A 21,629-nucleotide genomic window follows, 5' to 3' on the forward strand; every position below is an offset into this window, starting at 1 on the left:
TGCGTTATACCCCCCGGGGTATCTAAACTTGTTATCAGAGACCCCCTTCATGAAGGAGAGCACCAGATGCTTATCGAGCGCATTTACGATGAAGACCTTGCCCAGGCCAGCTACCTGATCGGCTGCCAGGCCAACGGCACCGCCGTTGTTGTCGACGGCCGCCGCGACATCGCGGTCTACCAGGAGCTTGCCGAGAAGAACGGCATGAAGGTCGTGGCCGTCACCGAGACCCACATCCACGCCGACTACCTTTCCGGCACCCGCGAACTGGCCGCAGCGACCGGCGCGAAGATCTACGTTTCCGGCGAGGGCGGACCGGAGTGGCAGTACGAATTCGACGGCGAACGCCTCTACGACGGTGACAAGATCACCGTCGGCAACATCAGCATCCAGGCTGTCCACACCCCCGGACACACGCCGGAGCACCTGTCCTTCCTGGTCACTGACGGCGCGTTCAGCGACCAGCCCGGCTACCTGCTCTCCGGTGACTTTGTCTTCTCCGGCGACTTAGGCCGGCCCGACCTGCTGGACGAGGCAGCGGGCGGCGTGGACACCCGCTTTGAAGGCGCCAAGCAGCTCTTCGCCAGCCTGCGGGACAAGTTCCTCACCCTTCCCGATTATGTCCAGGTCCACCCCGCTCACGGCGCCGGCAGCGCCTGCGGCAAGGCACTGGGTGCTATCCCGTCGTCGACTGTGGGCTACGAGCGGCTCTACTCCTGGTGGGGACCTTACTTGGCCGCCAACGACGAGCAGGGTTTCATCGACGAGCTCCTCGATGGACAGCCTGACGCGCACGCCTACTTCGGCCGGATGAAGCGCGAAAACCGCGTCGGCCCGGCCGTCATGGGCGAACGCACCCCGCTGGCCGAACTGGCGACCGGCATGGTCGCCGCAGGCCTGGCCGAGGACACCCTGACCTTCATCGACACCCGCCCCAATTCCGAAGTCCACGAAGGCACGGTAGTCCGTTCGCTGAACGTTCCGGCCGGGAAGTCCGTGGCCAGCTACGGTGCCTGGGTAGTGAACCCCGAGACGGACAGGAACCCGCTGGTCCTCCTGGCCAAGGACCAGGAGGCTGCGCAGGACATGTGGGACCACCTGGTCCGGGTCGGCATCGACAACGTCGCCGGTTACGTCACCAGCATCGAGGGGCTGCCCACCTTCACCCCCAAGCTGATCCAGCCCGAGGAACTCAAGGGCTTCGACGCGGCCATGGTTCTGGACGTGCGCAACCGCAGCGAGCACATCGCCGGCAACATCCCGGGTTCGTACCAGCTCAGCGGGGGCCGCGTGATGTGGCACCTGGACAAGCTCCCGGGCGAGGGAACGATCGTGACGTACTGCCAGTCCGGTGTCCGGAACTCCGTGGCCGCCAGTGCCCTGCGCCGGGCCGGGTACGACGTCGTCGAACTAGACGGCAGCTACGCCGCGTGGAGCACCTGGCACAACAGCGTCCCCGCAGCCTAAAGGCCCAACCACCCTAAAACCGTCCGGGCAGGACCCCCCTCCAGCCCGGGCTCCCGGCCCGGGCGCGTTCCCCCAACGCACCCGGGCCACCTTCATGTCACTGACCAGGACGGAACAACCAATGCCGGGCAAAACACTTCCGAACGCCTCCGGTTCAACCGGGCTCGCGCTGGGCCTGCGGCAGAACCTGGCCCAGTTCATGCTGCTGGTCACCGTCAACGCCCTGGTCGGCGGCACCCTTGGCCAGGAACGCACCGTCCTGCCCCTGCTCGCCTCACAAACATTCCACCTCGACCTGTACACAGGCGCGCTGACGTACATCTTGGCGTTCGGCCTGTCCAAGGCCGCGATGAACTACTTCGCCGGAACGCTTTCCGACAGGTATGGCCGCAAACCTGTTCTCGTCGCTGGCTGGCTGGCCGCTGTACCGGTTCCGCTTATGCTCATCCTTGGCCCATCCTGGGCCTGGATCGTGGCGGCCAACGTGCTGCTCGGCATCAGTCAGGGCCTCACCTGGTCCACCGCGGTCATCATGAAAATGGATCTCGTGGGCCCGAAGCGGCGCGGCCTGGCCATGGGCTTTAACGAGGCGGCCGGCTACCTGGGCGTCGCCGTGACCGCACTGGTTACCGGCTACCTGGCCACCACCTACGGCCTCCGCCCTGCCCCCTTCCTGCTCGGAGCCGCCTACATCGCCCTGGGCCTTGGACTGACAGTCCTTGCCGTCAGGGAAACCCACCACCACGCCCAGACCGAGGCCACCCAGCACGTAGAGGCCCACAGCAGCGCCCATGCTGGACTCACGACCGGCCAGGTGTTTACCCTCACCAGCTTCAAGGACCGGTCCCTCTCAGCAGCAAGCCAAGCCGGCCTCGTCAACAACCTCAACGACGGCCTGGCCTGGGGACTCTTCCCCGTCCTGTTCGCCAGCGCCGGGCTGAACCTAGGCCAGATCGGCATCCTTGCCGCCGCCTACCCCGCAGCCTGGGGCGCCGCCCAACTGGTTACCGGCGCCGCGTCCGACCGGTGGGGCCGAAAATGGTTCATCACAACCGGCATGATCGTCCAGGCCGCGGGTTTGGGAATCACCGCCTCAGCCCACAGCTTCGGCCCATGGCTCGGAGCCGCCATCGTCCTGGGACTCGGTACGGCCATGGTCTACCCAACCCTGCTGGCTGCCATCGGCGACGTAGCCCACCCTGCCTGGCGGGCGCGATCCGTGGGCGTATATAGATTGTGGCGCGACGGCGGCTTTGCAGTCGGTGCGCTCCTCTCCGGCATCCTCGCCGACCTCTACGGCATTCCCACCGCCATCGCCGCCATCGCCGCGCTCACCGCAGTATCCGGCGTCGTTGTAGCCGTCCGCATGCGCGACAACGACCACGCGTAGGCGATCAAGGAAGACCGCAATAAAGCGATCAAATCCACAAGACCAGAAGGAGGGAAGCCGGGTGAGAATAGCACCCGGCTTCGCTCTTCCCCCCCAGGTCAATGACGACCGTTTCTGACCCGTCCGCGGCTAGCCTCCAAAATTGTCTGAGAATGGCAGCGGTAAGTGTCCAAGCGGATGGTCAGGCCGCCTACCGAAGCTGACCGGCCCGGCGGAGAAGTTCTCCTGCAGGTGGCCGATGGCCCCGCCGTCGCGGATCAGGGCCGATTCCCAGAGCCAGCAGTCGGCGCCGGGCTCGACACAGACACCGGGCGGGCCGAACCCGGATCCGCGGGCTGGCGCTCCCGAAGGAACGACCCCGAGGCCGCCGCGGATGTCTTCGCCGCCGACTGGAACATCACCCTGGTGCCGCTGGACGTGACCATGTCCAACGTGCTGAAGGAAAGCCACCGGCAGGAGCTGCTGGCCGCCGGCCACCCGGTTCCGCAGGCGCTGGGGGCGATGCTCGGCCACTACTTCCGGTTCTACGAAGGCATCTTCGGCCGTGCCTGCTCCGCCATGCACGACCCCCTCGCCGCCGCGCTCGCGGTGGGCGGCGTCAAAGCCGCCGTCGCCCCGGCGGTGCGTGTCGACGTCGACACCACTTTTGGGCCGGGCCGCGGCCAGACCGTCTGCGACCTCCGCGGACGGTACCTGGACTACCCGGAGCAGCCCGGCGCCCGCTGCCGTGGGTGCGGCGGTCGCCTGACCGCGGCACCGGTGCGCCACTAAAGCGCTGAGGGCCACGCCCAGCGTGGCCCTCAGCGTGAACTCGCTGCCTACTCGGGGGTCACGTAGGCTCCGGCAATGCCGCCATCGACGAGGAAGGTGGAGGCGGTGATGAATGACGCATCATCGCTGGCAAGGAAGGCCACGGCAGCGGCCAGCTCTTCAGGTTCGGCGAACCTGCCGAGGGGAACATGGATCAGCCGGCGGGCGGCCTTCTCGGGGTCCTTGGCAAAAAGCTCTTTCAGCAGGGGCGTGTTGACGGGGCCGGGGCACAGGGCGTTTACCCGGATGCCCTCGCGGGCGAACTGGACCCCGAGTTCACGGCTCATCGACAGGACGCCGCCCTTGGAGGCGCTGTACGAGATCTGGGACGTGGCTGCGCCCATTACCGCGACAAAGGATGCCGTGTTGATGATGGACCCTTTGCCCTGCGCCTGCATGTAGGGCAGGGCGTACTTGCAGCAGTAGAACACGGACGTGAGGTTCACTTCCTGCACCCTCCGCCAGGCGTCGATGCCCGTGTCGATGATGGAGGCGTCGTCCGCCGGAGAGATGCCGGCATTGTTGAACGAGATGTCCACGCTGCCGTAGGTTTCGTTGGTCACGGCGTAGAGGTTCTTGACCTCTTCCTCGCTGGTGACGTCCACTTTGACGAAGAGGCCGTCGATTTCTTCGGCGGCACGCTGCCCGGCGGTCGGATCGAGATCGGCGATCACAACGTGCGCCCCCTCGGATGCGAACCGACGTGCGGTGGCTAGTCCGATTCCGCTTGCGCCGCCGGTGATGACTGCGCTGCGGCCTTTGAGTCGGTTGGAGATGACTTCAATCATTTTGCTTTTCCTCGTCTTGTGTTCAGGCGGTGGTGGAGATGAAAACGTTCTTGGTTTCGGTGAAGGCGTTGAGGGCGTCAGGTCCCAGCTCACGGCCCAGGCCTGACTGCTTGAATCCGCCAAACGGCGTGGAGTACCTGACGGATGAATGCGAGTTGACGGACAGGTTTCCGGATTCCAGTCCGCGGGCAACCCGCAGTGCGCGTCCGATGTCCCTGGTCCAGATGGAGCCGGACAATCCGTAGATGGTGTCGTTGGCCAGGTGGAGCGCGTCAGCTTCGTCCTTGAAGGGGACTACTGCCACGACCGGGCCAAAGATCTCCTCTTGCATCACCCTGTCCTCGCGGGACGGAGTCAGGACGGTGGGCGGGAACCAGAACCCCTTGCCTTCGGGCGCCGATCCGCGGAATGCGACGGGCGCGCCATCAGGCACGAAGCCTGCCACGGCGCGGTGCTGCGCGGCGGAAATCAGCGGCCCCATGAACACGTCCTCGTCGCGGGGGTCCCCGACTTTCAGCGCTTTGACGGCAGGTTCAAGCAGTTCGAGGAACCGTTCGTACACATCGTGCTGAACCAGGATGCGGGACCGGGAGCAGCAGTCCTGGCCGGCATTATCAAAGGCCCCGCCAGGGGCTGCCGCTGCGGCCGCCTCCAGATCTGCGTCAGCAAAGATGATGTTCGCGCTCTTGCCGCCCAGCTCCAGCGTCACCGGCTTAACCTGCTCAGCGCAGCCGGCCATGATCCGCTTGCCGACGCCCGTTGAACCGGTGAAAACCACCTTGCGCACAGCCGGGTGTGTGACGAAGCGCTCACCGACGACGGATCCCTTGCCGGGAATGATCTGGAGCACGCCGTCGGGCAGTCCGGCTTCCCGCGCCAGCTGCCCGAGGCGCAGGGCGGTCAACGGCGTCAGCTCGGCAGGCTTGAGGACGACGGTGTTGCCCGCTGCAAGCGCCGGAGCAAATCCCCACGCGGCAATGGGCATCGGGAAGTTCCACGGGACGATAACTCCCACAACACCCAAGGGTTCGTTGAAGGTGACATTGACGCCTCCGGCAACAGGTATCTGCTGGCCCGTGTGGCGTTCGGGTGCGCCGGAATAGTACGCGAGGACATCCCGGACGTTTCCTGCCTCCCACCGGGCGTTTCCGATGGTGTGGCCGGCGTTGATCACTTCGAGTTGGGCGAGGTTCTCAAGGTCGGCATCCACTGCAGCGGCGAAGCGGCGCAGCAGCAGTGCCCGGTCGGCGGGTGAGACGTTGCGCCACGTTTCAAAGGTCACGGCGGCCTTTTCGATGGCGCGGTCCGTTTCTTCCAGTGTGGCGAGCGGGACCGTTTCAATGATCTCTTCCGTGGCCGGGTTCAGGACGTCAAACGTGCTGGTGGACATCGACTAGGTTCTCCGTTCGTACTTGGCGGTAGTTGCGGGCTGCTTCAACAAATCCCCTGAAAAGACGCAGGTCCTCCGGGTTCTGTTCGGGGTGGTACTGCACTCCCAGCACCCATCCCCCTGCTGTCGTCTCGAGTGCCTGTACGGTTCCGTCCTGCGACGCCGCCGTCACAGACAGTCCATCCGCGATCCGGTCCATGGCCTGGTGGTGGTAGCAGGGGGCGCTGGCCCGTGGCCCGAGCAGGCTTTCGCTGATGCTGCCGGGCGCGGTGGTGAACTCGACGTTGCCAAACACTCCGGGCGCCGGCTGGTACCGGGCTGCGCCCGGATTGACGTCCGGGACGTGTTGGATCAGGGATCCTCCCAGGGCCACGTTGAGGATTTGGGCGCCGCGGCAGATGGAAAACAGCGGAAGCCCTGTGGCCAGCGCCGCCCTGGTCAGGGCGATGTCATGGGTGTCCCTCGCCGGTTGGGAGCGGGTCAGTTCATGGGGCTCCGCGCCGTACTGCTCCGGGCCGACGTCGGTTCCCCCCGCGATGATGAGCCCGTCCAGGAGGTCAACGATTGTGGAGTCTGTGCCTACCGGCGGCAGCAGAACCGGCGTGCCGCCGGCAGCGACCACTGCCTGTACATAGGTTCCGGGCAGGATGGCCGCATCGGCCTTCCAGACTCCCCAGGCGGCCTCTTGGTAGTAGGTGGTGAGGCCGATTCTCGGCCGGTAGGAATCAGAGACGTTCAAAGCCACGCTTGTGCTCCCAATCTGTGACTGCACTGTCGAATGCCTTGAGCTCGACGTCGGCCGCGTGCACATAGTGGTCCACCACTTCGTCGCCGAAGGACTTGCGGGCGATTTCGCTGGTGACCAGCAGTGAGCGCGAGTCACGAAGCGTCGTCGGGATCCGGTCGGCAGTGGACTCGTAGGCGTTCCCGGCCATGACGGGCTCCAGGGGCAACTCGTTCTCGATGCCGTGAATGGCTGCCGCAATCAGTGCTGCCGCGGCCAGATACGGGTTGACGTCACCGCCGCCCACCCGGTTTTCCACGCGGAGGCCGGCGCCGCGCCCCACGATGCGCAGTGCACAACTGCGGTTGTCCAGGCCCCACGCGATGGCGGTCGGTGCGAAGCTGCCCTCGACGAAGCGCTTGTACGAGTTGATGTTTGGCGCCAGGAAGTACGAGAGTTCCTTCATGGCTGCCAGCTGGCCCGCGACGAAATGCTCCATCAGGGGGCTGAAGCCGTGCTCACCGTCACCTGCAAGCACCGGATTGCCGTCCAGGTCCGTCAGGCTGAAGTGGATATGGCAGGAACTGCCTTCCCGCTCGTTGTACTTGGCCATGAACGTGATGCTTTTGCCGTGCTTGCCCGCGATCTCCTTGGCACCGTTCTTGTAGAACGCGTGGCTGTCGCAGGCTTGGAGCGCTTCTGCGTACCTGAAGGTGATTTCCTGCTGGCCGTGGTTGCACTCACCCTTTGAGGATTCGACGACGAGCCCGGCGCTTTCCATGCTGTTGCGGATGTCGCGGATGACCGGTTCGAGGCCGGCCGTCGCAAGCAGGGAGTAATCGACGTTGTAGCGGGTGGACGGCTTCAGCCCCACATACTGCTTGTCCCATGCCTGCTCGTAGCTGTCGTCGAACATGATGAACTCAAGTTCCGTGCCGATGTGGGCACGGTATCCGAGGGCCTCGAGGCGTTCGATCTGGGCACGAAGGATCTGCCGCGGCGACTGGGTGACGGGGCGGCCATCAAGCCAGAGGATGTCGCACTGGACCATCGCCGTGCCCGCCAGCCACGGCACCAGCCGAAGCGTACTGACGTCGGGCCGCATGACCATGTCACCGTAGCCGTTTGCCCAGGACGACATTGCGTATCCATCGACCGTGTTCATTTCCACGTCGACGGAAAGGAGGTAGTTGCAGCCTTCGGCCCCATGTCCGAGGACGTCCTCGAGGAAGGACCTCGCGCCGCAGCGCTTGCCCTGCAACCGGCCCAGCGAGTCGGTGATGGCTACGACCACCGTGTCGATTTCACCTGAGGCAACCTTCTGCTTCAGCTCCTCGACGGTCAGCCTTGCCGGGGAGTCTTTCACTGCGATTTCATTGGTCATTTGATTTCCATAACTTCGATCGGGGTGTTGGACGTGATCCGTGCTCTCCGCCGGACAGTGCCGGCGAGCGTGAATCAGTTGCTGAGTTCGGCTTCGGCTGCCGCGAGCTGTGCAAACTCCTCTTCGGGTGCGCCGGCCACAATCCTGTGGCGGCTGTAGAACCAGTAATAAAGCAGCGCAGCCGCGAACACAGCGGCGGTGATGGACGCAGCCAGTACATCGACCACGAAGGTGGCAACGACGGCAACGGCAGCCAGGGCCAGGGCGATGCTTGTGGTGACGGCACCCCCGGGGGTCCGGTATCCCCGGGGAAGGTCTGGTTCCTTTACCCGCAGGACTATGTGCGACAGGTTCAATAGCACGTACGAGACGGTGGCCCCGAAAACCGCGATATTGATGAGCAGGGCGCCGTTGCCCGTGGCGGCAGCCAGGACGAATCCGAGGGTGCCGGGAACGATGAGCGCCCAATACGGCGTACGCCTCTTACCCGTCAATGACAACCACTTGGGGAGGTACCCTGCGCGGGACAGTGCGAACAGTTGCCGGGAGTAGGCATAGATGATGGAGAAGAAGCTGGCCACTAGCCCTGCCAGTCCTGCATAGTTCACAAAGTCGGCGAGGATCGTATTGCCACCATAAGCCCGGCGGATCGCTTCCGGGAGGGGGTTGCTTGAGGTACCCATCGCGCCTGATCCGGCCGCACCGGGAACCAGGACGAGCATCAGGGCTCCGAAGATCACCAGCACCAGGAGAGCGACGATGATGCCGCGGGGCATGTCCTTTTTGGGGTCGGCGGTCTCTTCCGCTGCCAGTGGAACGCCTTCGACGGCGAGGAAGAACCAGATGCCGTATACGAGGGCACCCACCACGCCGCCGATGCCCATGGGGAGGAACGCGCTGGACGTCGGCGAACCGTCCGGCACAACATCGAAGAGGTTTGCCGCGTTGAAGTGCGGTACCAGGCCGACGACCACCGCCGCCAAAGCAACGACGGCTATCGTGGTGATCGCAAAGATGAGTTTCAGTGCCTCGCCAACTCCCCGGAGATGGATTCCGACGAAAACAGCGAAGGTTACAAGGTAGACCGGCCAGGAGTTGGTGAGGCCGAACAGCCCCAGGGCTTCGACATAGCCGCCGATGAAGGTGGCGATGGCGGCCGGTGCAACAGCGTATTCGATCAGCACGGCCATTCCGGTGGCAAAGCCGCCCAGCGGGCCAAGCGCCCTGCGTGCGAATCCGTAGCCCGCGCCGGTGGTTGGCAGGGCGGAGGACAGTTCGGCCAGACCGAACACCATGCACGTGTACATGATGCCCATCAGAATGAATGCGATGAGCAGGCCGCCCCAGCCGCCCTGGGCCAGGCCCAGGTTCCAGCCGGCGAAGTCTCCGGAGATCACATAGGCGACTCCGAGCCCTGCCAGCAGGACCCATCCGGCCGCTCCACGTTTGAGTTGACGGTGATGGAGGTAGCCTTGGTCGTCGTTGACGGGCTGCTCCGAGGGACGTAATGACATGGGATTTCCCTTCTTTCAAGGGTCTTAATGGTCTGTAATTAGTCCAAAAGCCCTTTGCCAGTGTGGTGCACATCACCGCAAGGAGTCAAGGGTGATGGTGAATTTCACCGAAATGGGCCAGGCTTACGCCTAAAACCGGGTGAATCATAGGCCTGTTATTAGACCGCGCTAGGATGGGGTTATGGAAGAGGCATTGCTTGGGGTCCCCACTAGGCTCATACGGCCGGTCCGGCATGGGAACGCCTTCGAGGAAACCATCGAACGGCTGCTCCAGAACATCAAGCTGGGGCTTTTCGGCGTGGGTGACAAATTACCTGCCGAGCGCGAGCTCTCGGAATTGCTGGGAGTATCCAGGGCAACGCTGCGCGACGCCCTGGCGGAGCTCCAAAAGGCCGGCTACGTGGAAGTCCGCCGCGGCAGGTCCGGCGGAACCTACGTCTCGGCGCGGAGGCTGGGGGAGTTGAGGGGCGCTGCAGGCCTCGACCCTGCGGAGGTCAATGACGTTCTAACCTACCGCGCCGTGCTGGAACCGGCCGCAGCATCGCTGGCCGCGCAGGCCATGCTGTCTCCCGGGCAGAGGCGCCATCTGCTGAACACCCTCGCTGACGTGGCAGGGGCACCCGCGGAACTGTACAGGCCGAAGGATGCGAGGTTCCACGTGGCCATCGCAGAGGTGAGTGGATCGCCAAGCCTGGTTGCCGCCGTTGCAGACGCGCGTGCACGGGTAAGTGACCTTCTGGACCGCATCCCGTTCCTGGAGCCCAACCTTGAGCATTCCAACCGGCAGCATCAGGAAATCATCGACGCCATACTCCGCGGCGATGCGGACGGCGCCTACCGCGCTGCCCTGGATCACCTGCAGGGCACGGCCTCGCTGCTCCATGGATTCCTGCTCTCGCCGGAGAATTCCTCGGCAGCAACATCCGACGTTCCCTGACCTGCTTGAGTGCCATACCCGCATTGCACGTTTGTGCAGATGCGTCTGGCGGTTCTCCCTGGCCGCCGTCCTGCGATAAAAGCTACTGACCAGTAGCTTTGGGTTAGGCCGGAGAGTCACGTCAGGCCAGACAGGCTTCGCCAGACAGCCGATTTCCGCGCACATCCGTGCAAAATCATGGCCGTACCGGACTCCGGGCTGCCTACATTTGAGTACCCGGGGCAAGCACTGGCTCAGACGCTGAACTAGGTCTTGCTCCTGCCCCCGGCCCCCGACACACGAACAAAGAGGTTTTCATGTCGCTGCTCACCAGAGCCCTGTCCGTTACCGCTGCCGCCGCCATTGCCTTGTCCCTGGCTGCGGCTCCAGCCCAAGCAGGCCTCGTTGAGATTTCCCCGCCGGGAGCCAACGACTGGTCCTGCAAACCAACGGCCGCGCATCCCTATCCGGTCATCCTGGTGCCGGGCACCTTCGAGAGCATGGAGAAGAACTGGTCCACCCTGTCGCCCCACCTCAAGAGCGCCGGGTACTGCGTCTTCGCCCTCAACTACGGCGAGACGAACGGAGTGTATGCCACCGCCCCGGTGGCCAAGTCTGCGCAGGAACTGGCGCCATTCGTGGATGCGGTCCGCAGCGCCACTGGCGCCAAGAAGGTGGACCTCGTGGGCCACAGCCAAGGCGGCATGATGCCCCGCTACTACATGGGCTTTCTCGGCGGCGCCAAGTATGTTCATCACCTCATTGGTATCGCACCCTCCAACCACGGCACCGAAGGTGTGATCGTCCCGTCGCCGGGCGTTGTCCCGGATCCGAACTACACCGGCCTGGGCTGTGCCGCCTGCGCCGACCAGCAGGCAGGGTCGGCTTTCATGCAGAAGCTCAACTCCATCGGGGACACTGTTGCGGGGCCCTCCTACACCGTCGTCTCCACGGTCCACGACGAAGTGGTGGTCCCCTACAACAGCCAGTTCCTTAACGGCCCCGCGCGGCAGGTCACCAACATCACCATCCAAGACAAGTGCCCGGCCGATGTCTTCGAACACGACCAGACGCCGAACGACCCCGTGGTGCACCAGATTGTGGCCCACGCGCTAGGTAATGCGTCCGGTCCCGCTGATCCGGCCTACCAGCCCAGGTGCCTTTAGCAGTAAATGACGGCAGGCCGCGGGGGTAACTTTCCGGAAGTCACTATCTAGCCAGTGCAGATTGAAGCAAGATACTCCCCATGAAGAGAATCGTTATAGCTAGTTTCGCGGCGGTAGTCATAGGCTGTGGCGCAATCACGTTCGCTGCCCCGAGCAACGCCGTAGCCCCAAGCAACGCACTCCCGAGCAATGCGGCGGCCCAGCCGTCACACATTGCGGGGCACATCATGGTGAACTTCCGCGACAAAGGCGCGGCAGCCGGCGTACTGCGCCAGCATGGCCTCAGTGCGGGCCCCAGTATCGGCAGCACCGGCGCTCAGCTCATCAAAGTGCCGGCCGGCAAAGAGCTTCAACTCATCGACGCCCTAAGCCGGAACCCGGCTGTCGACTACGCCGAGCCGGACGAGCTCGCTACTGCCTCTACAGCGGACGAGTATTTCCCCCGCCAGTACGCCCTGCAAAACAATGGCCAGTCATTTACCAACACTGCCGGCACCTTATCTGTAGCAGGGGGCACGGTGGACGCTGATGTGGACGCCGTCGAAGCGTGGAACGTCACGACAGGTAGCGGCATCAAAGTCGCCGTTCTTGATTCGGGTGTTGCCAGCGACAACCCCGACATCAACCCGAAGGTTGTACTACGGGCCAATTTCAGTAGTTCGGCAACAAATGAAGACAATTACGGCCACGGCACCCACGTGGCCGGTATCGTCGCGGCCAGTCACAATACCGTTGGTGTGGCCGGTGTATGCCCGGGTTGCACGATTCTGGCTGGAAAGGTGCTGAACGACAGCGGTGTTGGATCTAGCTCAACCCTTGCAAACGGGATCAACTGGGCCGTCAATAACGGTGCGAAGGTTATCAATATGAGCCTCGGAGTGCGGGCGTCACGCACACTCGAAACTGCCGTCAATAACGCCTGGAGTAATGGTGTGGTGCTCGTTGCCGCGGCAGGCAACGGCAGTAACCAGACCAAAATCTACCCTGGCGCATACCCCAACGTCATTGCCGTCGCCGCTACCGACAACACCGACGCCAAAGCATCGTTCTCGACCTACGGTGCCAGCTGGGTGGACATCGCAGCACCCGGAGTCAACGTCTACTCAACCTTCCCGAACCACACGTTCGTCCTCGGGACGCAGAACAACCGCTCTTTCGGTTACGACGTCGGCAACGGGACCTCGATGTCCTCACCGATCGTCGCCGCCACGGCCGCGCTTGCCTGGAGCTCCCACCCCGGCGCAACGAACACGTCAGTCCGCGCAAACGTCGAATCAACCGCAGACCCCATTTCCGGCACTGGTACCTACTGGGCCCACGGCCGCGTAAACGCAGACAGAGCCGTCCGGTAGTTTCCGGTCCTTGGGTCTAGGACTGGAGGGACTGCATCACGGAGAGGTGCCCGACGCGGTCCGGGATGAGGCACTTCGCCAGGTAGAAGGGCCGGTTTGCGTGCCTGACGTACTGCGTCAGCACGAGGACCGGATCCGATGCGCGCAGGTCCAGGAGCTTGGCCCGGCTGGGCCCTACCTGGCTCAGGCCAATCTGGCATTCGCCCGGTCCCAGAACCCGGCCACCGCGTTTGTAGAGCGCCGCGAGCAGCGTGGTGCCGCCGTCGTCGTCGAGCTCCAACGTGGCGGCGGCAGCGGAACCGCTGGCGAAGCTGACCGGCCCGGCGGAGATGTTCTCCTGCAGGTGGGCGATGGCCTCGCCGTCGCGGATCAGGACGGACTCCCAGAGCCAGCAGTCGGCGCCGGGTTCGACACCGATGCCGGGGGCGACGAACTCGGAGGCGGGCTGCCGCTCCCTTTGGACGCGTTTGATCTCGATGTGCTGCCCTGGGCCGCCGAGGACTTCCTCGAAGGGGCGGATCCGCTCGATGCCGATGCGGGGGAGGGTGTCGGAGACGAACCGGCCGACGCCGCGGCGGGCCCGGATGAGGCCGTCCTCCTCGAGCAGCATGAGAGCTTCGCGGACCACGGTGCGGCTGACCTTCATGTCCGTGCCGAGCTCGGTTTCCGTGGGCAGCATCGAGCCCGGCGTCAGCAGGTTGTTGCGGATGGCCTCGGCGATCCGGGAGTACACGGCAACCCGGAGCGGTGAGCCGGGCTGGGCCTGCACCGGCTGGGACAGGAACCTGGCGGCGTCCTCGTGCACGTTATGCCTCGCTTGCGTTTGGTCGGGGAAGTCCAGCGTACCGCGGGGTGTGACGCGTTTGTTGGACAAGGTCAGCGGATCTATGTAGGCGACGCGTCCACTGCGGAAAAGCGCACGTTCGGGTGTCACGTTCGGCCGGGCCAAAGCTGCCGCCGGCAAGACCTTCGCCTATCTTTCGTGAAACTTTCGCCGATCTTGCCTGAACGGGGTCACCATCAATTCATAGCCGGAAGGAGTGGACATCATGGCTGACGATCAAGAATTGCTGGACTGGATTTCCCCGCGCAAACAGAGGGAAATCGACAAGCAGGCGGCATTTCTGCTCTATCTGCTGGAGCGTGAAGAGGCGCAAGCAGGTGGGACATCATGAACGATTTCGTTCCCCGTTCTCGTGAACCGTACGACGCGCATTGGGTCATTAAACGCGACCTGGCGAACATCATCGCCAAGTACACCGCTAGGGGCGACTATGAAACCGCCGCCGTCTACATGGAAGCGCTTGCCCGTTACAACGGCAACTGAATCTGGCAACCGGCGGGCCTGGTTTCGGCGGCGGAGGGTTTACTCAGCTCTGCGTCGTACGCTTAGCCGTGAACCGGGTATCCGGATCCCGACGTCGTCCGAACGGAACCGGCATGGCAGAGCTCAACGTCCGCGAGCGGAGTTTCCAACAGCTGCCCATCACCGACGCCGCAAGCCTTGCGGCCGAGCAGGTGGTTGAGCAGCTGGCCTCCGGGCCGGCAGGCCTGTCCGACAAGGAAGCAGCGGTGCGCCTTGCCGAGTTGGGACCCAACGCCGTCCGTACCCACCGCGCCAACGGCTGGGCAGTGCTGGGCCGGCAGTTCGCCAGCCCCATCCTTATCCTGCTGCTCATCACGGCCGGGCTGTCCCTGTTTCTGGGCGATGCCACCAACTCAATCGTGATCGGCGTGATCCTCCTGGTCAGCGTGGGGCTGGGCTTTACCAACGAGTTCCGCGCCGAACGAGCCTCTGAGGCCCTACACTCCCGCGTCACCCACCGCGCCGTAGTGCTCCGCGGCGGAACCACCAAGGACGTGGACGTGACCGCCCTCGTGCCCGGCGACGTCGTCCATCTGTCCCTGGGCGCCATCATCCCCGCCGACATCCGGCTCCTGAACACCAGGAACCTCCTGTGCGATGAAAGCATCCTGACGGGGGAATCCCTGCCGGCCACCAAGGACCCGGCGCCCGTGGCGGCCGGAGCCGCCCTGGGTGACCTCGCCTCCTGCGTCTTCATGGGCACCGTCATCCAGTCCGGCAGTTGCGCCGGTGTGGTGGTGGCCACCGGTGGCCGCGCCGAATTCGGCCGCATCGCCCTGGGACTGGGGGAACGGCAGCCGCAGACCGAATTCCAGCTCGGGCTCAGGCGGTTCTCGTTCCTGCTGCTGCAGGTGGCCATCGGGCTGACTACCCTGATCTTCATCGCCAACCTCCTGCTGCAGCGCCCGCTCATCGAATCGCTCCTCTTCTCCCTGGCCATCGCAGTGGGCATCACGCCGCAGCTGCTCCCCGCCGTCGTGAGCACCAGCCTGGCCACCGGCACCCGCCAGCTGGCCAGGCGGAAGGTCCTGGTCAAACGGCTGGTCTGCATCGAGGACCTGGGGGACATGGACATCCTGGTCACGGACAAGACCGGCACCCTGACAGAAGGGCGCGTCAGTTTCACGGCGGCCCTTCCGGCCACCCCGGAGACGTCCGACGCCGGCCTGCTCACCATGGGGCTGCTGGCCACCGAAGCGGACTACGCCGAAGCCAGATCCTCCTCGGCAGGTCAGAACCCGCTGGACGCGGCGCTTTGGGACAGCCCCGGGGCATCCGGCTTTGATCCGGCGCGCTTCGAGCGTCTGGACCTGGTGGGCTTCGACCACCAGCGACGGCGCACCACCGTACTGGTGCGGGAGGCCGGCGGCACCGCACGCCTGGTCACCAAGGGCGCCCCCGAGGACATTCTGGCCCTCTGCGGGCCCACCCTTCCTGCCGTGCAGGCCATGCTGGACGAACAGTTCGACGCCGGCTCCCGGGTAATCGCGGTGGCCTCCCGCCCCGCCCCGGGGCAGTCGACCATCACCCCGGCCGACGAGCGCGACCTCGCCCTTGCCGGCTTCCTCATCTTCCTGGACCGGCCCAAAGCCAAGGCCAAGGCGTCCCTGGACCAGCTGGCCGCACTGGGAATCTCGGTGAAAATCGCCACCGGCGACAACGCCAAAGTCGCGGAGAGAGTCTGCGCGGACCTCAGCGTGCGCTCCGGTGGGACCCTGACCGGTGCCGACATTGACGCGCTGTCCGACGACGAGCTCGCGGCCTCCGCCCGGACCGCAACCATCTTCGCGCGCGTTTCCCCGGAGCAGAAGGCACGCATCATCAGCCTGCTGCGCCAAAGCGGTGGGTCCGTCGGCTTCATGGGCGACGGCGTCAACGATGCCCTGGCCCTGCACAAAGCGGACATCGGCGTCTCTGTGGACAGCGCCACTGATGTTGCCAAGGACGCGGCCGACGTCGTCCTGCTGGACAAGGACTTGGGCGTTCTGGCCGAAGGTGTGATGGAGGGCCGGCGGATCTTCGCGAACACCATCAAGTACGTGCTGATGGGAACGTCCAGCAATTTCGGCAACATGTTCAGTGCGGCCACGGCCTCCGTGGTGCTGAGCTTCCTGCCCATGTTGCCGGGCCAGATCCTGCTCAACAACCTGCTCTACGACACCGGCCAGCTGGCCATTCCGGGCGACCGCGTGGACAAGGAACAGCTCCGGGCCCCTTCTCACTGGGACATTGCCTTCATCCGGCGGTTCATGGTCCTCTTCGGGCCCATCAGCTCGCTCTTCGACTTCGCCACGTTCGCCCTGATGCTGTTCGCATTTGACGCAGTCCCGGGGGAGTTCCGGGCCGGCTGGTTCATCGAATCCATCGCCACGCAGACCCTCATCATTTTCGCCATCCGAACCCGGCGGGTGCCGTTCCTGCGCAGCCGGCCTTCCGCCAGCCTGATCGTCGCTTCGGTGGGCGTGGTTGCCCTGGGCATCTTCCTGCCGCTTTCGCCGCTGGCGGGCGTGCTGGGGTTCGATCCCCTCCCGGTCCCGTTCTTCCTGGCCCTGCTGGCCATGGCGGCGGTGTACCTGGTCCTGGTGGAGGTCGCCAAGCAGTGGTTCTTCTCCAGGGCCGGGCAGCGACTCCCCAGTGTTCCCCCGCCCATCCGGCGCCGCCATGCGACCCACCACATCGCCCGCCGCGCCTCCCGCTTCAGCGCGCCGGTCCGGGTACGCGCGGCGCCGCGCGGCAGTGCCGGGCTCTGAGCGGTACGGGCCGGCCGGCCGGGCGGACGCGTTAGTGCAGAGCCCGGGCGGTTCCGTCGTAGCCGCCTGCAGGCGGCTTTAGGCCGTAGATCCCGCCGATGGTCGGCGCGACGTCGGCGGTACGGGCAGCTTCGGACGAAACCGTCCCTTTCGCCACCAGCGGGCTGCCGCCGGAGATGAAAAAGGGAATGGGCTCCGTTGCGGGGTGACCGTGGTTACCCGGAATCGGATTCGAGGCCACGTATGGGTCGGAAAAGCGCCAGCCGGCGCGGCAGAAGGCTACGAGGTCTCCGGCCTCGGTGCCCAGCCGGAGGTCGGCCGGCCTGTTGACGGACAGCACACCTTCATGGGCCCTTACAAGCTGTTCGACGGCGGCCAAACCAGCCGTGCGGTCTGCTTCGGAGCCGGTCCAGTAGAGCAGGTCAGCACCGCCGTTCTGGGCGATTTTGATGCTGTTCTGCAAATCCGGGCGGGACTGCAGGATCAGGTCGACCGAAATGACGTTCGTGGGAATGGACCAGTCCATGGAATGGTCCGCGAGCACCATAACTACGCTGGACTCCCACTTGCCGGTGCTCTTGAGGTGGTCGATAAAGCGCCCCACCTGCACGTCGGTGTCCGCAAGGGCAGCCTCACGCGCTGCCCGCAGCGTGGTGCCGGAAACGTCGGAGTGGCCTACGCGGTCAATGTCGCCCAGGTTGGTGAACACGAAATCCGGGTCCGGCCCGCTGACCATCACGAGCAGGGCGTCCATCGTGGCGGCGTCGGGCGCGTGCCCGGTGACTGGCAGCAGCGGCTGGGGTTCCCAGCGGTAGCTGGCGCGGGTCCCGAAAATGCCGTAAAGGTACTTCTTGCTGAGCACAGATCCGGTCGTGAGCCCGCGCTCCTGCACCCGTTCCAGGAGGGTAGGGAAGCGGAGGTCCGTGGACCGGTCAAGGTCGCGGACCACGCCTTCGGTCTTGTCGAAGATCGAGTTGGCAGGAACGCCGGAGCGGTCCGGGCGGACGCCCGTCATCATCATCACGTGGTTAGGGATGGTTTCCATCACTGGCAGGGAACGTGCGGCCGGGAAGTTCCTGCCGTCCGCACGGAGGCTGGCCAGCCGCGGAGTCAAGGTGGCTGTGATCTCGTCCGGCCGGCAGCCGTCCACCACGAGCACGTAACTGCGCGTCCGTCCCGCCGCCGGCGCGGCCCACGCTGTTCCCTGCGCGGCGGACAGCACGACGGCGGCACCTCCGGCAGCGGCGACTTGCAGGAACTGCCGGCGCCCCGGCGTCGAAATTCTGTTGCTTGCGGGCGCGCCCTGCTGCGGTGAACGGCTCACTGGAGTCCTCCCCGTGTCGGCGTGACTTTGCCGGTGTTGGCTTGAACATTGAACGACGTGGACAGCGTGGACCCGGAGCTGGCCGAGGTGCGTTCGGCCAGGACATACCAGTCCATCCGGACTCCGGCAGGGGTCACGTCAACGACTGAGTATCCGTGCGAGTCGAAGTCCAGGTACTTCACGTGCGGGTTTGCTGCCTTGATGGCGTTCTCGACCGCGACGGATCCGGTCCGGGGCGGAACGTTCAGGATATCGTCGAGGTTATCGCTCGTGACGGAGGTGCATACCAGCTCTGCGGCCACGGAATCGCCGGTGGCCGGGTAGGTGGAGGGATCCGCGGGGATGTCGCAGGCCCAGCCGGAGTGGATATCGCCGGTGAGGAATACGGTGTCCTTGACGGCGTTGTCCCGCAGGTGGCGGACCACGCGGTTACGGTCTGCTTCGTAGCCGTCCCACTGGTCCACGTTGTAAGGGACTCCGCTGATGTTGGTGCCACCCATCAGCTTCTGGACGCCAGCCAGTTCGGAGGTGCTCAGGGTCGAGGGCACCCGGACGGGGGCAATCATGACGGGGTTGCCCACGAGCTTCCATTGGGGGCCTGTGGATTTGAGGCTGCCCAGCAGCCAGTCCATCTGGGCGGCGCCGGTGATGGTACGGACGGGGCTGCTGATCGAAGAGTCTGCACCGTTGGCGGCCTGTTGGTCCCGGTAGGAACGCAGGTCCAGCATGGACAGGCTGGCCAGCGAACCGAAGTCCAGCCGGCGGTAAATCTGGCCGCCCGGTTCGTAGCGCACGGGCATCCACTCGGCGTAGGCCTGGTGCGCCGCCGCAAACCGCTCGCTCCACGCCCCTTCGGCACCCTCGGTGTGGTTCTCGGCCCCGCCCTTCCAGGCGTCGTTGGCCGATTCATGGTCGTCCCAGGTCACGATGAACGGTGCGGCGGCGTGCAGGGCCTGCAGGTCGGGATCGGTCTTGTACTGGGCGTGGCGGCGGCGGTAGTGGGCCAGTTGGGTCATCTCGTGCGAGGGGTCGTGGGGACGGACCACCACGCCGCGTGCCTGGTATTCGCCCGGTCCGTATTCATAGAGGTAGTCGCCGAGGTGGAGCACCGCGTCGAGATCACCTCGGGCGGCGAGGTGGCGGTAGGAGGAGAAATAGCCAGCCTGCCAGTTGGCGCAGGACACCACACCAAACTTCAGCCGGTCAACCGGGGCTCCTGCCGCCGGTGCCGTGCGGGTGCGGCCCACGGGTGAAATCTCCTGTCCGAGAGTGAACCGGTACCAGTAGTTCGTGGCCGGAAGCAGTCGGCCTGCAATGACCTTGACGGTGTGGTCGCGGCCCGGGCCAGTCGAAGTAGTACCTCGGCCCACCACTTTCGTAAACGCGGCATCGGCGGATACTTCCCATCGGACGGAAACGTCCGGGCCGGCACCGCTGCCGGGCAGTGATTCCGGAGTGGGCGTCACACGGGTCCACAGCAGCACGCTCCCCGGCATGGGATCTCCTGAGGCGATGCCGTGGCCAAAGACGCCGTTCTGGGAGGCGGCAAACGCGCCCGCCGGAGAGCCCGAAGTCACGGCTCCCGCCACGGCGGCGACCCCCGCTGAACGCAGTACTTGACGACGAGTAAAGGTAGTCATGTCTTCCAGTATCCAGATGATCTAGGCACCGGTCGGCGGTTTTTAGGGCAGTTAACCCGACGTTCGCCCAGAGTTCCCCTTGGGAAAACCCGACGAACCTTGTGGGCCGAAATTCCTCCGCTACCGAAACGCCGCCCGGTTCCCGGGGCGGAGGGCACCGGCCCCTGGGCAAGACGGGCCCCCATGGTCTCCAAGGTTCGCCGGGAAATCATCATCAGTTGCCGCAAGCATATGGAGGGACAGATAAAGGTGGATCCTCTTGCAGACCGGGGATCACCGGCAGCTCGCCGGTGTGAACGGCCGCACGGGCCGGGCATGGCCGGCACCGGCGAAAGGCACGACCCGTGACGCTCTTCCAACTCCAGCCGCCCGCCAATCCCCGGCTGTGGCGCGACCTGCCTCTACCAGGGCCGGTGCCCGCGGTTTCGGCGCCGGCCCCGATGGCTCCGGCTCCGGCTCCGTGCGGGGGACTCCTGCAGTTCCAGCTCAATCGCCTCATTGCGGACCTGCTCGCGCAGCCGGACCTCGATCCGGACACTCGCGTCTCACTGCTCGTGCATTTGGTCGAGAGGCCTGGGCGTCCCGAACAGGCCCTGGTCGCCCACCTCCGCGACATCCAGGACCCCGAGGACCTCCCAGCATCCTTATAGGCGGAGCACGGTATCAGGATGCCGGAGTACTTATTCGGATGGATCTGGCGAGGAGACGCGCATGGTGACAAGGGCTCAGCGATTCGTGTCGGGCGGTTGAGTGGCCGGCCTCGAGCGTGGGTGCTGCAGCTTGCGGGTGAGCCTGGCGTTCTCGGCCTCCAGTTCCAGGACCCTGGCAATGCCAGCGAGGTTCAGGCCCTCTTCAAGCAACTCGCCGATCCTGCGGAGAACGGCGAGGCCGGATTCGCTGTATTGCCGCGTACCCCCGGATGTCCGCTCGGGCGTCAGCAGACCGTTACGTTCGTAGAGTCTGATGTTTTGCTGTCCGGTTCCGATGAGTTCTGCTACCACCGAGATGGCGTGGACACCCCTGTTCCGGTCCTGCGGTGCGTCGGCCGCTCGTCCTGCCATGATGCGCCGACTCCCTCTGGTTCTTGTTCTCGCCGGAATTTTCGAAAGTACCTCTTGCACCACTATGGCACCGATGTTATAAAAAATCTGTACCCGCTGACATAGAAAATTGATGCGGCGCACTACAAGGCCATTCGAACAACCCATGCTGAAGGAGTGGGAAATGATGTTGATGCGGACGGACCCGTTCCGTGAGTTGGACCGGCTGACCCAGCAGGTCTTTGGAACAACTGCCCGGCCGGCGGCGATGCCGATGGATGCCTGGCAGGAAAAAGGCCACTTCGTCGTAGCCTTTGACCTTCCCGGCGTGACTGCGGATTCCGTGGACCTGAGTGTGGAACGCAACGTGCTCACCGTCCGGGCGGAGCGTAGGGACCCCGCAGATCCCGACGTCGAGCTCATCGCTTCGGAACGGCCGCGCGGGGTCTTCAACCGGCAACTGATCCTGGGCGACACGCTGGACACGGAGAATGTCACGGCGAGCTACGACGCGGGAGTCCTGACCCTTCGTATCCCCGTGGCTGAACAGGCTCAGCCACGCAAAATCTCGATCGAGAGCAAGCAGGACCAGCCCCGCGAGATCGCGA

At 64.9% G+C, this 21,629-nt stretch carries 20 protein-coding genes; 11 read left to right on the forward strand and 9 right to left on the reverse strand.

The features are described 5' to 3' along the window. The first annotated feature begins 66 nt into the window (after nt 1-66). The 3 genes from ABFP37_RS10670 (at nt 67) to ABFP37_RS10680 (ending at nt 3,628) form a co-directional block, all read left to right on the forward strand. A complete protein-coding gene (locus ABFP37_RS10670) occupies nt 67-1,467 on the forward strand; it encodes an MBL fold metallo-hydrolase (protein WP_347033561.1) in 1,401 nt (466 codons plus the stop codon). 121 nt (nt 1,468-1,588) lie between these two features. Further along, nucleotides 1,589-2,857 carry an MFS transporter gene (locus ABFP37_RS10675; protein ID WP_347033562.1) on the forward strand — a complete coding sequence of 423 codons (1,269 nt, stop codon included), beginning with the start codon at nt 1,589-1,591 and terminating at the stop codon, nt 2,855-2,857. 177 nt (nt 2,858-3,034) lie between these two features. Then, nucleotides 3,035-3,628 carry a nucleoside hydrolase gene (locus tag ABFP37_RS10680; RefSeq protein WP_347033563.1) on the forward strand — a complete coding sequence of 198 codons (594 nt, stop codon included), beginning with the start codon at nt 3,035-3,037 and terminating at the stop codon, nt 3,626-3,628. A gap of 47 nt (nt 3,629-3,675) precedes the next feature. Here the strand turns inward: ABFP37_RS10680 and ABFP37_RS10685 are convergent, their stop codons facing one another. The 5 genes from ABFP37_RS10685 to eat all read right to left on the reverse strand — a co-directional run bounded on the left by ABFP37_RS10685 (nt 3,676) and on the right by eat (nt 9,467). Continuing rightward, nucleotides 3,676-4,455, reverse strand: coding sequence for a 3-oxoacyl-ACP reductase (locus ABFP37_RS10685; RefSeq protein ID WP_347033564.1), 780 nt, complete (start codon nt 4,453-4,455; stop codon nt 3,676-3,678). A 22-nt stretch (nt 4,456-4,477) separates the two neighbouring features. Continuing rightward, complete coding sequence (locus ABFP37_RS10690) at nt 4,478-5,845, reverse strand: aldehyde dehydrogenase family protein (protein ID WP_347033565.1); 1,368 nt, start codon at nt 5,843-5,845, stop codon at nt 4,478-4,480. Beyond that, nucleotides 5,826-6,590: a gamma-glutamyl-gamma-aminobutyrate hydrolase family protein gene (locus ABFP37_RS10695; RefSeq protein WP_347033566.1), complete on the reverse strand. Its 765-nt coding sequence runs from the start codon at nt 6,588-6,590 to the stop codon at nt 5,826-5,828. Before ABFP37_RS10695 ends, ABFP37_RS10690 begins: the two co-directional genes overlap by 20 nt. Next, nucleotides 6,571-7,953, reverse strand: a complete 1,383-nt coding sequence (locus tag ABFP37_RS10700; protein ID WP_078027643.1) for a glutamine synthetase family protein — start codon at nt 7,951-7,953, stop codon at nt 6,571-6,573. The genes ABFP37_RS10695 and ABFP37_RS10700 overlap by 20 nt, the downstream gene beginning before the upstream one ends. A 74-nt stretch (nt 7,954-8,027) precedes the next feature. Then, nucleotides 8,028-9,467 carry an ethanolamine permease gene (eat, locus tag ABFP37_RS10705; protein WP_078027642.1) on the reverse strand — a complete coding sequence of 480 codons (1,440 nt, stop codon included), beginning with the start codon at nt 9,465-9,467 and terminating at the stop codon, nt 8,028-8,030. Between the two features lie 181 nt (nt 9,468-9,648). Here eat and ABFP37_RS10710 point away from each other — a divergent pair, with 181 nt between their 5' ends. The 3 genes from ABFP37_RS10710 to ABFP37_RS10720 all read left to right on the forward strand — a co-directional run bounded on the left by ABFP37_RS10710 (nt 9,649) and on the right by ABFP37_RS10720 (nt 12,901). Beyond that, on the forward strand, nt 9,649-10,404 hold the full coding sequence (locus ABFP37_RS10710) for an FCD domain-containing protein (protein ID WP_078027641.1): 756 nt from the start codon (nt 9,649-9,651) through the stop codon (nt 10,402-10,404). 296 nt (nt 10,405-10,700) lie between these two features. Next, nucleotides 10,701-11,549: an alpha/beta fold hydrolase gene (locus ABFP37_RS10715; protein ID WP_347033567.1), complete on the forward strand. Its 849-nt coding sequence runs from the start codon at nt 10,701-10,703 to the stop codon at nt 11,547-11,549. 227 nt (nt 11,550-11,776) lie between these two features. Continuing rightward, a complete protein-coding gene (locus ABFP37_RS10720; RefSeq protein WP_347033568.1) occupies nt 11,777-12,901 on the forward strand; it encodes a S8 family serine peptidase in 1,125 nt (374 codons plus the stop codon). Between the two features lie 16 nt (nt 12,902-12,917). Here ABFP37_RS10720 and ABFP37_RS10725 read toward each other — a convergent pair whose 3' ends face one another. Beyond that, entirely contained in the window at nt 12,918-13,835 is a 918-nt protein-coding gene (locus ABFP37_RS10725; protein ID WP_347033569.1) for a GntR family transcriptional regulator, read from the reverse strand. Nucleotides 13,836-13,950: 115 nt separating this feature from the next. Here ABFP37_RS10725 and ABFP37_RS10730 point away from each other — a divergent pair, with 115 nt between their 5' ends. The 3 genes from ABFP37_RS10730 (at nt 13,951) to mgtA (ending at nt 17,017) form a co-directional block, all read left to right on the forward strand. Further along, nucleotides 13,951-14,076 carry a hypothetical protein gene (locus ABFP37_RS10730; protein WP_260680829.1) on the forward strand — a complete coding sequence of 42 codons (126 nt, stop codon included), beginning with the start codon at nt 13,951-13,953 and terminating at the stop codon, nt 14,074-14,076. Continuing rightward, nucleotides 14,073-14,228 carry a hypothetical protein gene (locus ABFP37_RS10735; RefSeq protein WP_185982320.1) on the forward strand — a complete coding sequence of 52 codons (156 nt, stop codon included), beginning with the start codon at nt 14,073-14,075 and terminating at the stop codon, nt 14,226-14,228. Before ABFP37_RS10730 ends, ABFP37_RS10735 begins: the two co-directional genes overlap by 4 nt. A 113-nt stretch (nt 14,229-14,341) precedes the next feature. Then, nucleotides 14,342-17,017, forward strand: coding sequence for a magnesium-translocating P-type ATPase (gene mgtA / locus ABFP37_RS10740; protein WP_347033570.1), 2,676 nt, complete (start codon nt 14,342-14,344; stop codon nt 17,015-17,017). Nucleotides 17,018-17,048: 31 nt separating this feature from the next. On the opposite strand, the gene ABFP37_RS10745 is transcribed toward mgtA, so the two are convergent. Together ABFP37_RS10745 and ABFP37_RS10750 are read right to left on the reverse strand one after the other, a co-directional pair. Then, nucleotides 17,049-18,341, reverse strand: coding sequence for an alkaline phosphatase family protein (locus ABFP37_RS10745; protein WP_347033571.1), 1,293 nt, complete (start codon nt 18,339-18,341; stop codon nt 17,049-17,051). Beyond that, nucleotides 18,338-19,981 (reverse strand): alkaline phosphatase D family protein, encoded by a 1,644-nt coding sequence (locus ABFP37_RS10750; protein WP_347033572.1) that lies wholly within the window; start codon nt 19,979-19,981, stop codon nt 18,338-18,340. Before ABFP37_RS10750 ends, ABFP37_RS10745 begins: the two co-directional genes overlap by 4 nt. Before the next feature lie 344 nt (nt 19,982-20,325). Here ABFP37_RS10750 and ABFP37_RS10755 point away from each other — a divergent pair, with 344 nt between their 5' ends. Further along, nucleotides 20,326-20,631 (forward strand): hypothetical protein, encoded by a 306-nt coding sequence (locus ABFP37_RS10755; RefSeq protein ID WP_078027636.1) that lies wholly within the window; start codon nt 20,326-20,328, stop codon nt 20,629-20,631. 75 nt (nt 20,632-20,706) lie between these two features. On the opposite strand, the gene ABFP37_RS10760 is transcribed toward ABFP37_RS10755, so the two are convergent. Beyond that, a complete protein-coding gene (locus ABFP37_RS10760; protein ID WP_347033573.1) occupies nt 20,707-21,042 on the reverse strand; it encodes a MerR family transcriptional regulator in 336 nt (111 codons plus the stop codon). A gap of 163 nt (nt 21,043-21,205) precedes the next feature. On the opposite strand from ABFP37_RS10760, the gene ABFP37_RS10765 reads away from it, so the two are divergent. Then, the coding region (locus ABFP37_RS10765; protein WP_347033574.1) for an Hsp20 family protein at nt 21,206-21,629 on the forward strand (424 nt) is incomplete at its 3' end.

Source organism: Burkholderia sp. RS01 (assembly GCF_039748055.1).
Taxonomy (GTDB): domain Bacteria; phylum Actinomycetota; class Actinomycetes; order Actinomycetales; family Micrococcaceae; genus Arthrobacter.

Bases quoted from the DNA above. Each gene is read 5' to 3' on its own strand.
- eat (WP_078027642.1), bottom strand. From the start codon at position 9,467: ATGTCATTACGTCCCTCGGAGCAGCCCGTCAACGACGACCAAGGCTAC.
- ABFP37_RS10675 (WP_347033562.1), top strand. From the start codon at position 1,589: ATGCCGGGCAAAACACTTCCGAACGCCTCCGGTTCAACCGGGCTCGCG.
- ABFP37_RS10715 (WP_347033567.1), top strand. From the start codon at position 10,701: ATGTCGCTGCTCACCAGAGCCCTGTCCGTTACCGCTGCCGCCGCCATT.
- ABFP37_RS10760 (WP_347033573.1), bottom strand. From the start codon at position 21,042: ATGGCAGGACGAGCGGCCGACGCACCGCAGGACCGGAACAGGGGTGTC.
- ABFP37_RS10680 (WP_347033563.1), top strand. From the start codon at position 3,035: ATGGTCAGGCCGCCTACCGAAGCTGACCGGCCCGGCGGAGAAGTTCTC.
- ABFP37_RS10710 (WP_078027641.1), top strand. From the start codon at position 9,649: ATGGAAGAGGCATTGCTTGGGGTCCCCACTAGGCTCATACGGCCGGTC.
- ABFP37_RS10690 (WP_347033565.1), bottom strand. From the start codon at position 5,845: ATGTCCACCAGCACGTTTGACGTCCTGAACCCGGCCACGGAAGAGATC.
- ABFP37_RS10720 (WP_347033568.1), top strand. From the start codon at position 11,777: ATGGTGAACTTCCGCGACAAAGGCGCGGCAGCCGGCGTACTGCGCCAG.
- mgtA (WP_347033570.1), top strand. From the start codon at position 14,342: ATGGCAGAGCTCAACGTCCGCGAGCGGAGTTTCCAACAGCTGCCCATC.
- ABFP37_RS10700 (WP_078027643.1), bottom strand. From the start codon at position 7,953: ATGACCAATGAAATCGCAGTGAAAGACTCCCCGGCAAGGCTGACCGTC.
- ABFP37_RS10685 (WP_347033564.1), bottom strand. From the start codon at position 4,455: ATGATTGAAGTCATCTCCAACCGACTCAAAGGCCGCAGCGCAGTCATC.
- ABFP37_RS10735 (WP_185982320.1), top strand. From the start codon at position 14,073: ATGAACGATTTCGTTCCCCGTTCTCGTGAACCGTACGACGCGCATTGG.
- ABFP37_RS10670 (WP_347033561.1), top strand. From the start codon at position 67: ATGCTTATCGAGCGCATTTACGATGAAGACCTTGCCCAGGCCAGCTAC.
- ABFP37_RS10750 (WP_347033572.1), bottom strand. From the start codon at position 19,981: ATGACTACCTTTACTCGTCGTCAAGTACTGCGTTCAGCGGGGGTCGCC.
- ABFP37_RS10730 (WP_260680829.1), top strand. From the start codon at position 13,951: ATGGCTGACGATCAAGAATTGCTGGACTGGATTTCCCCGCGCAAACAG.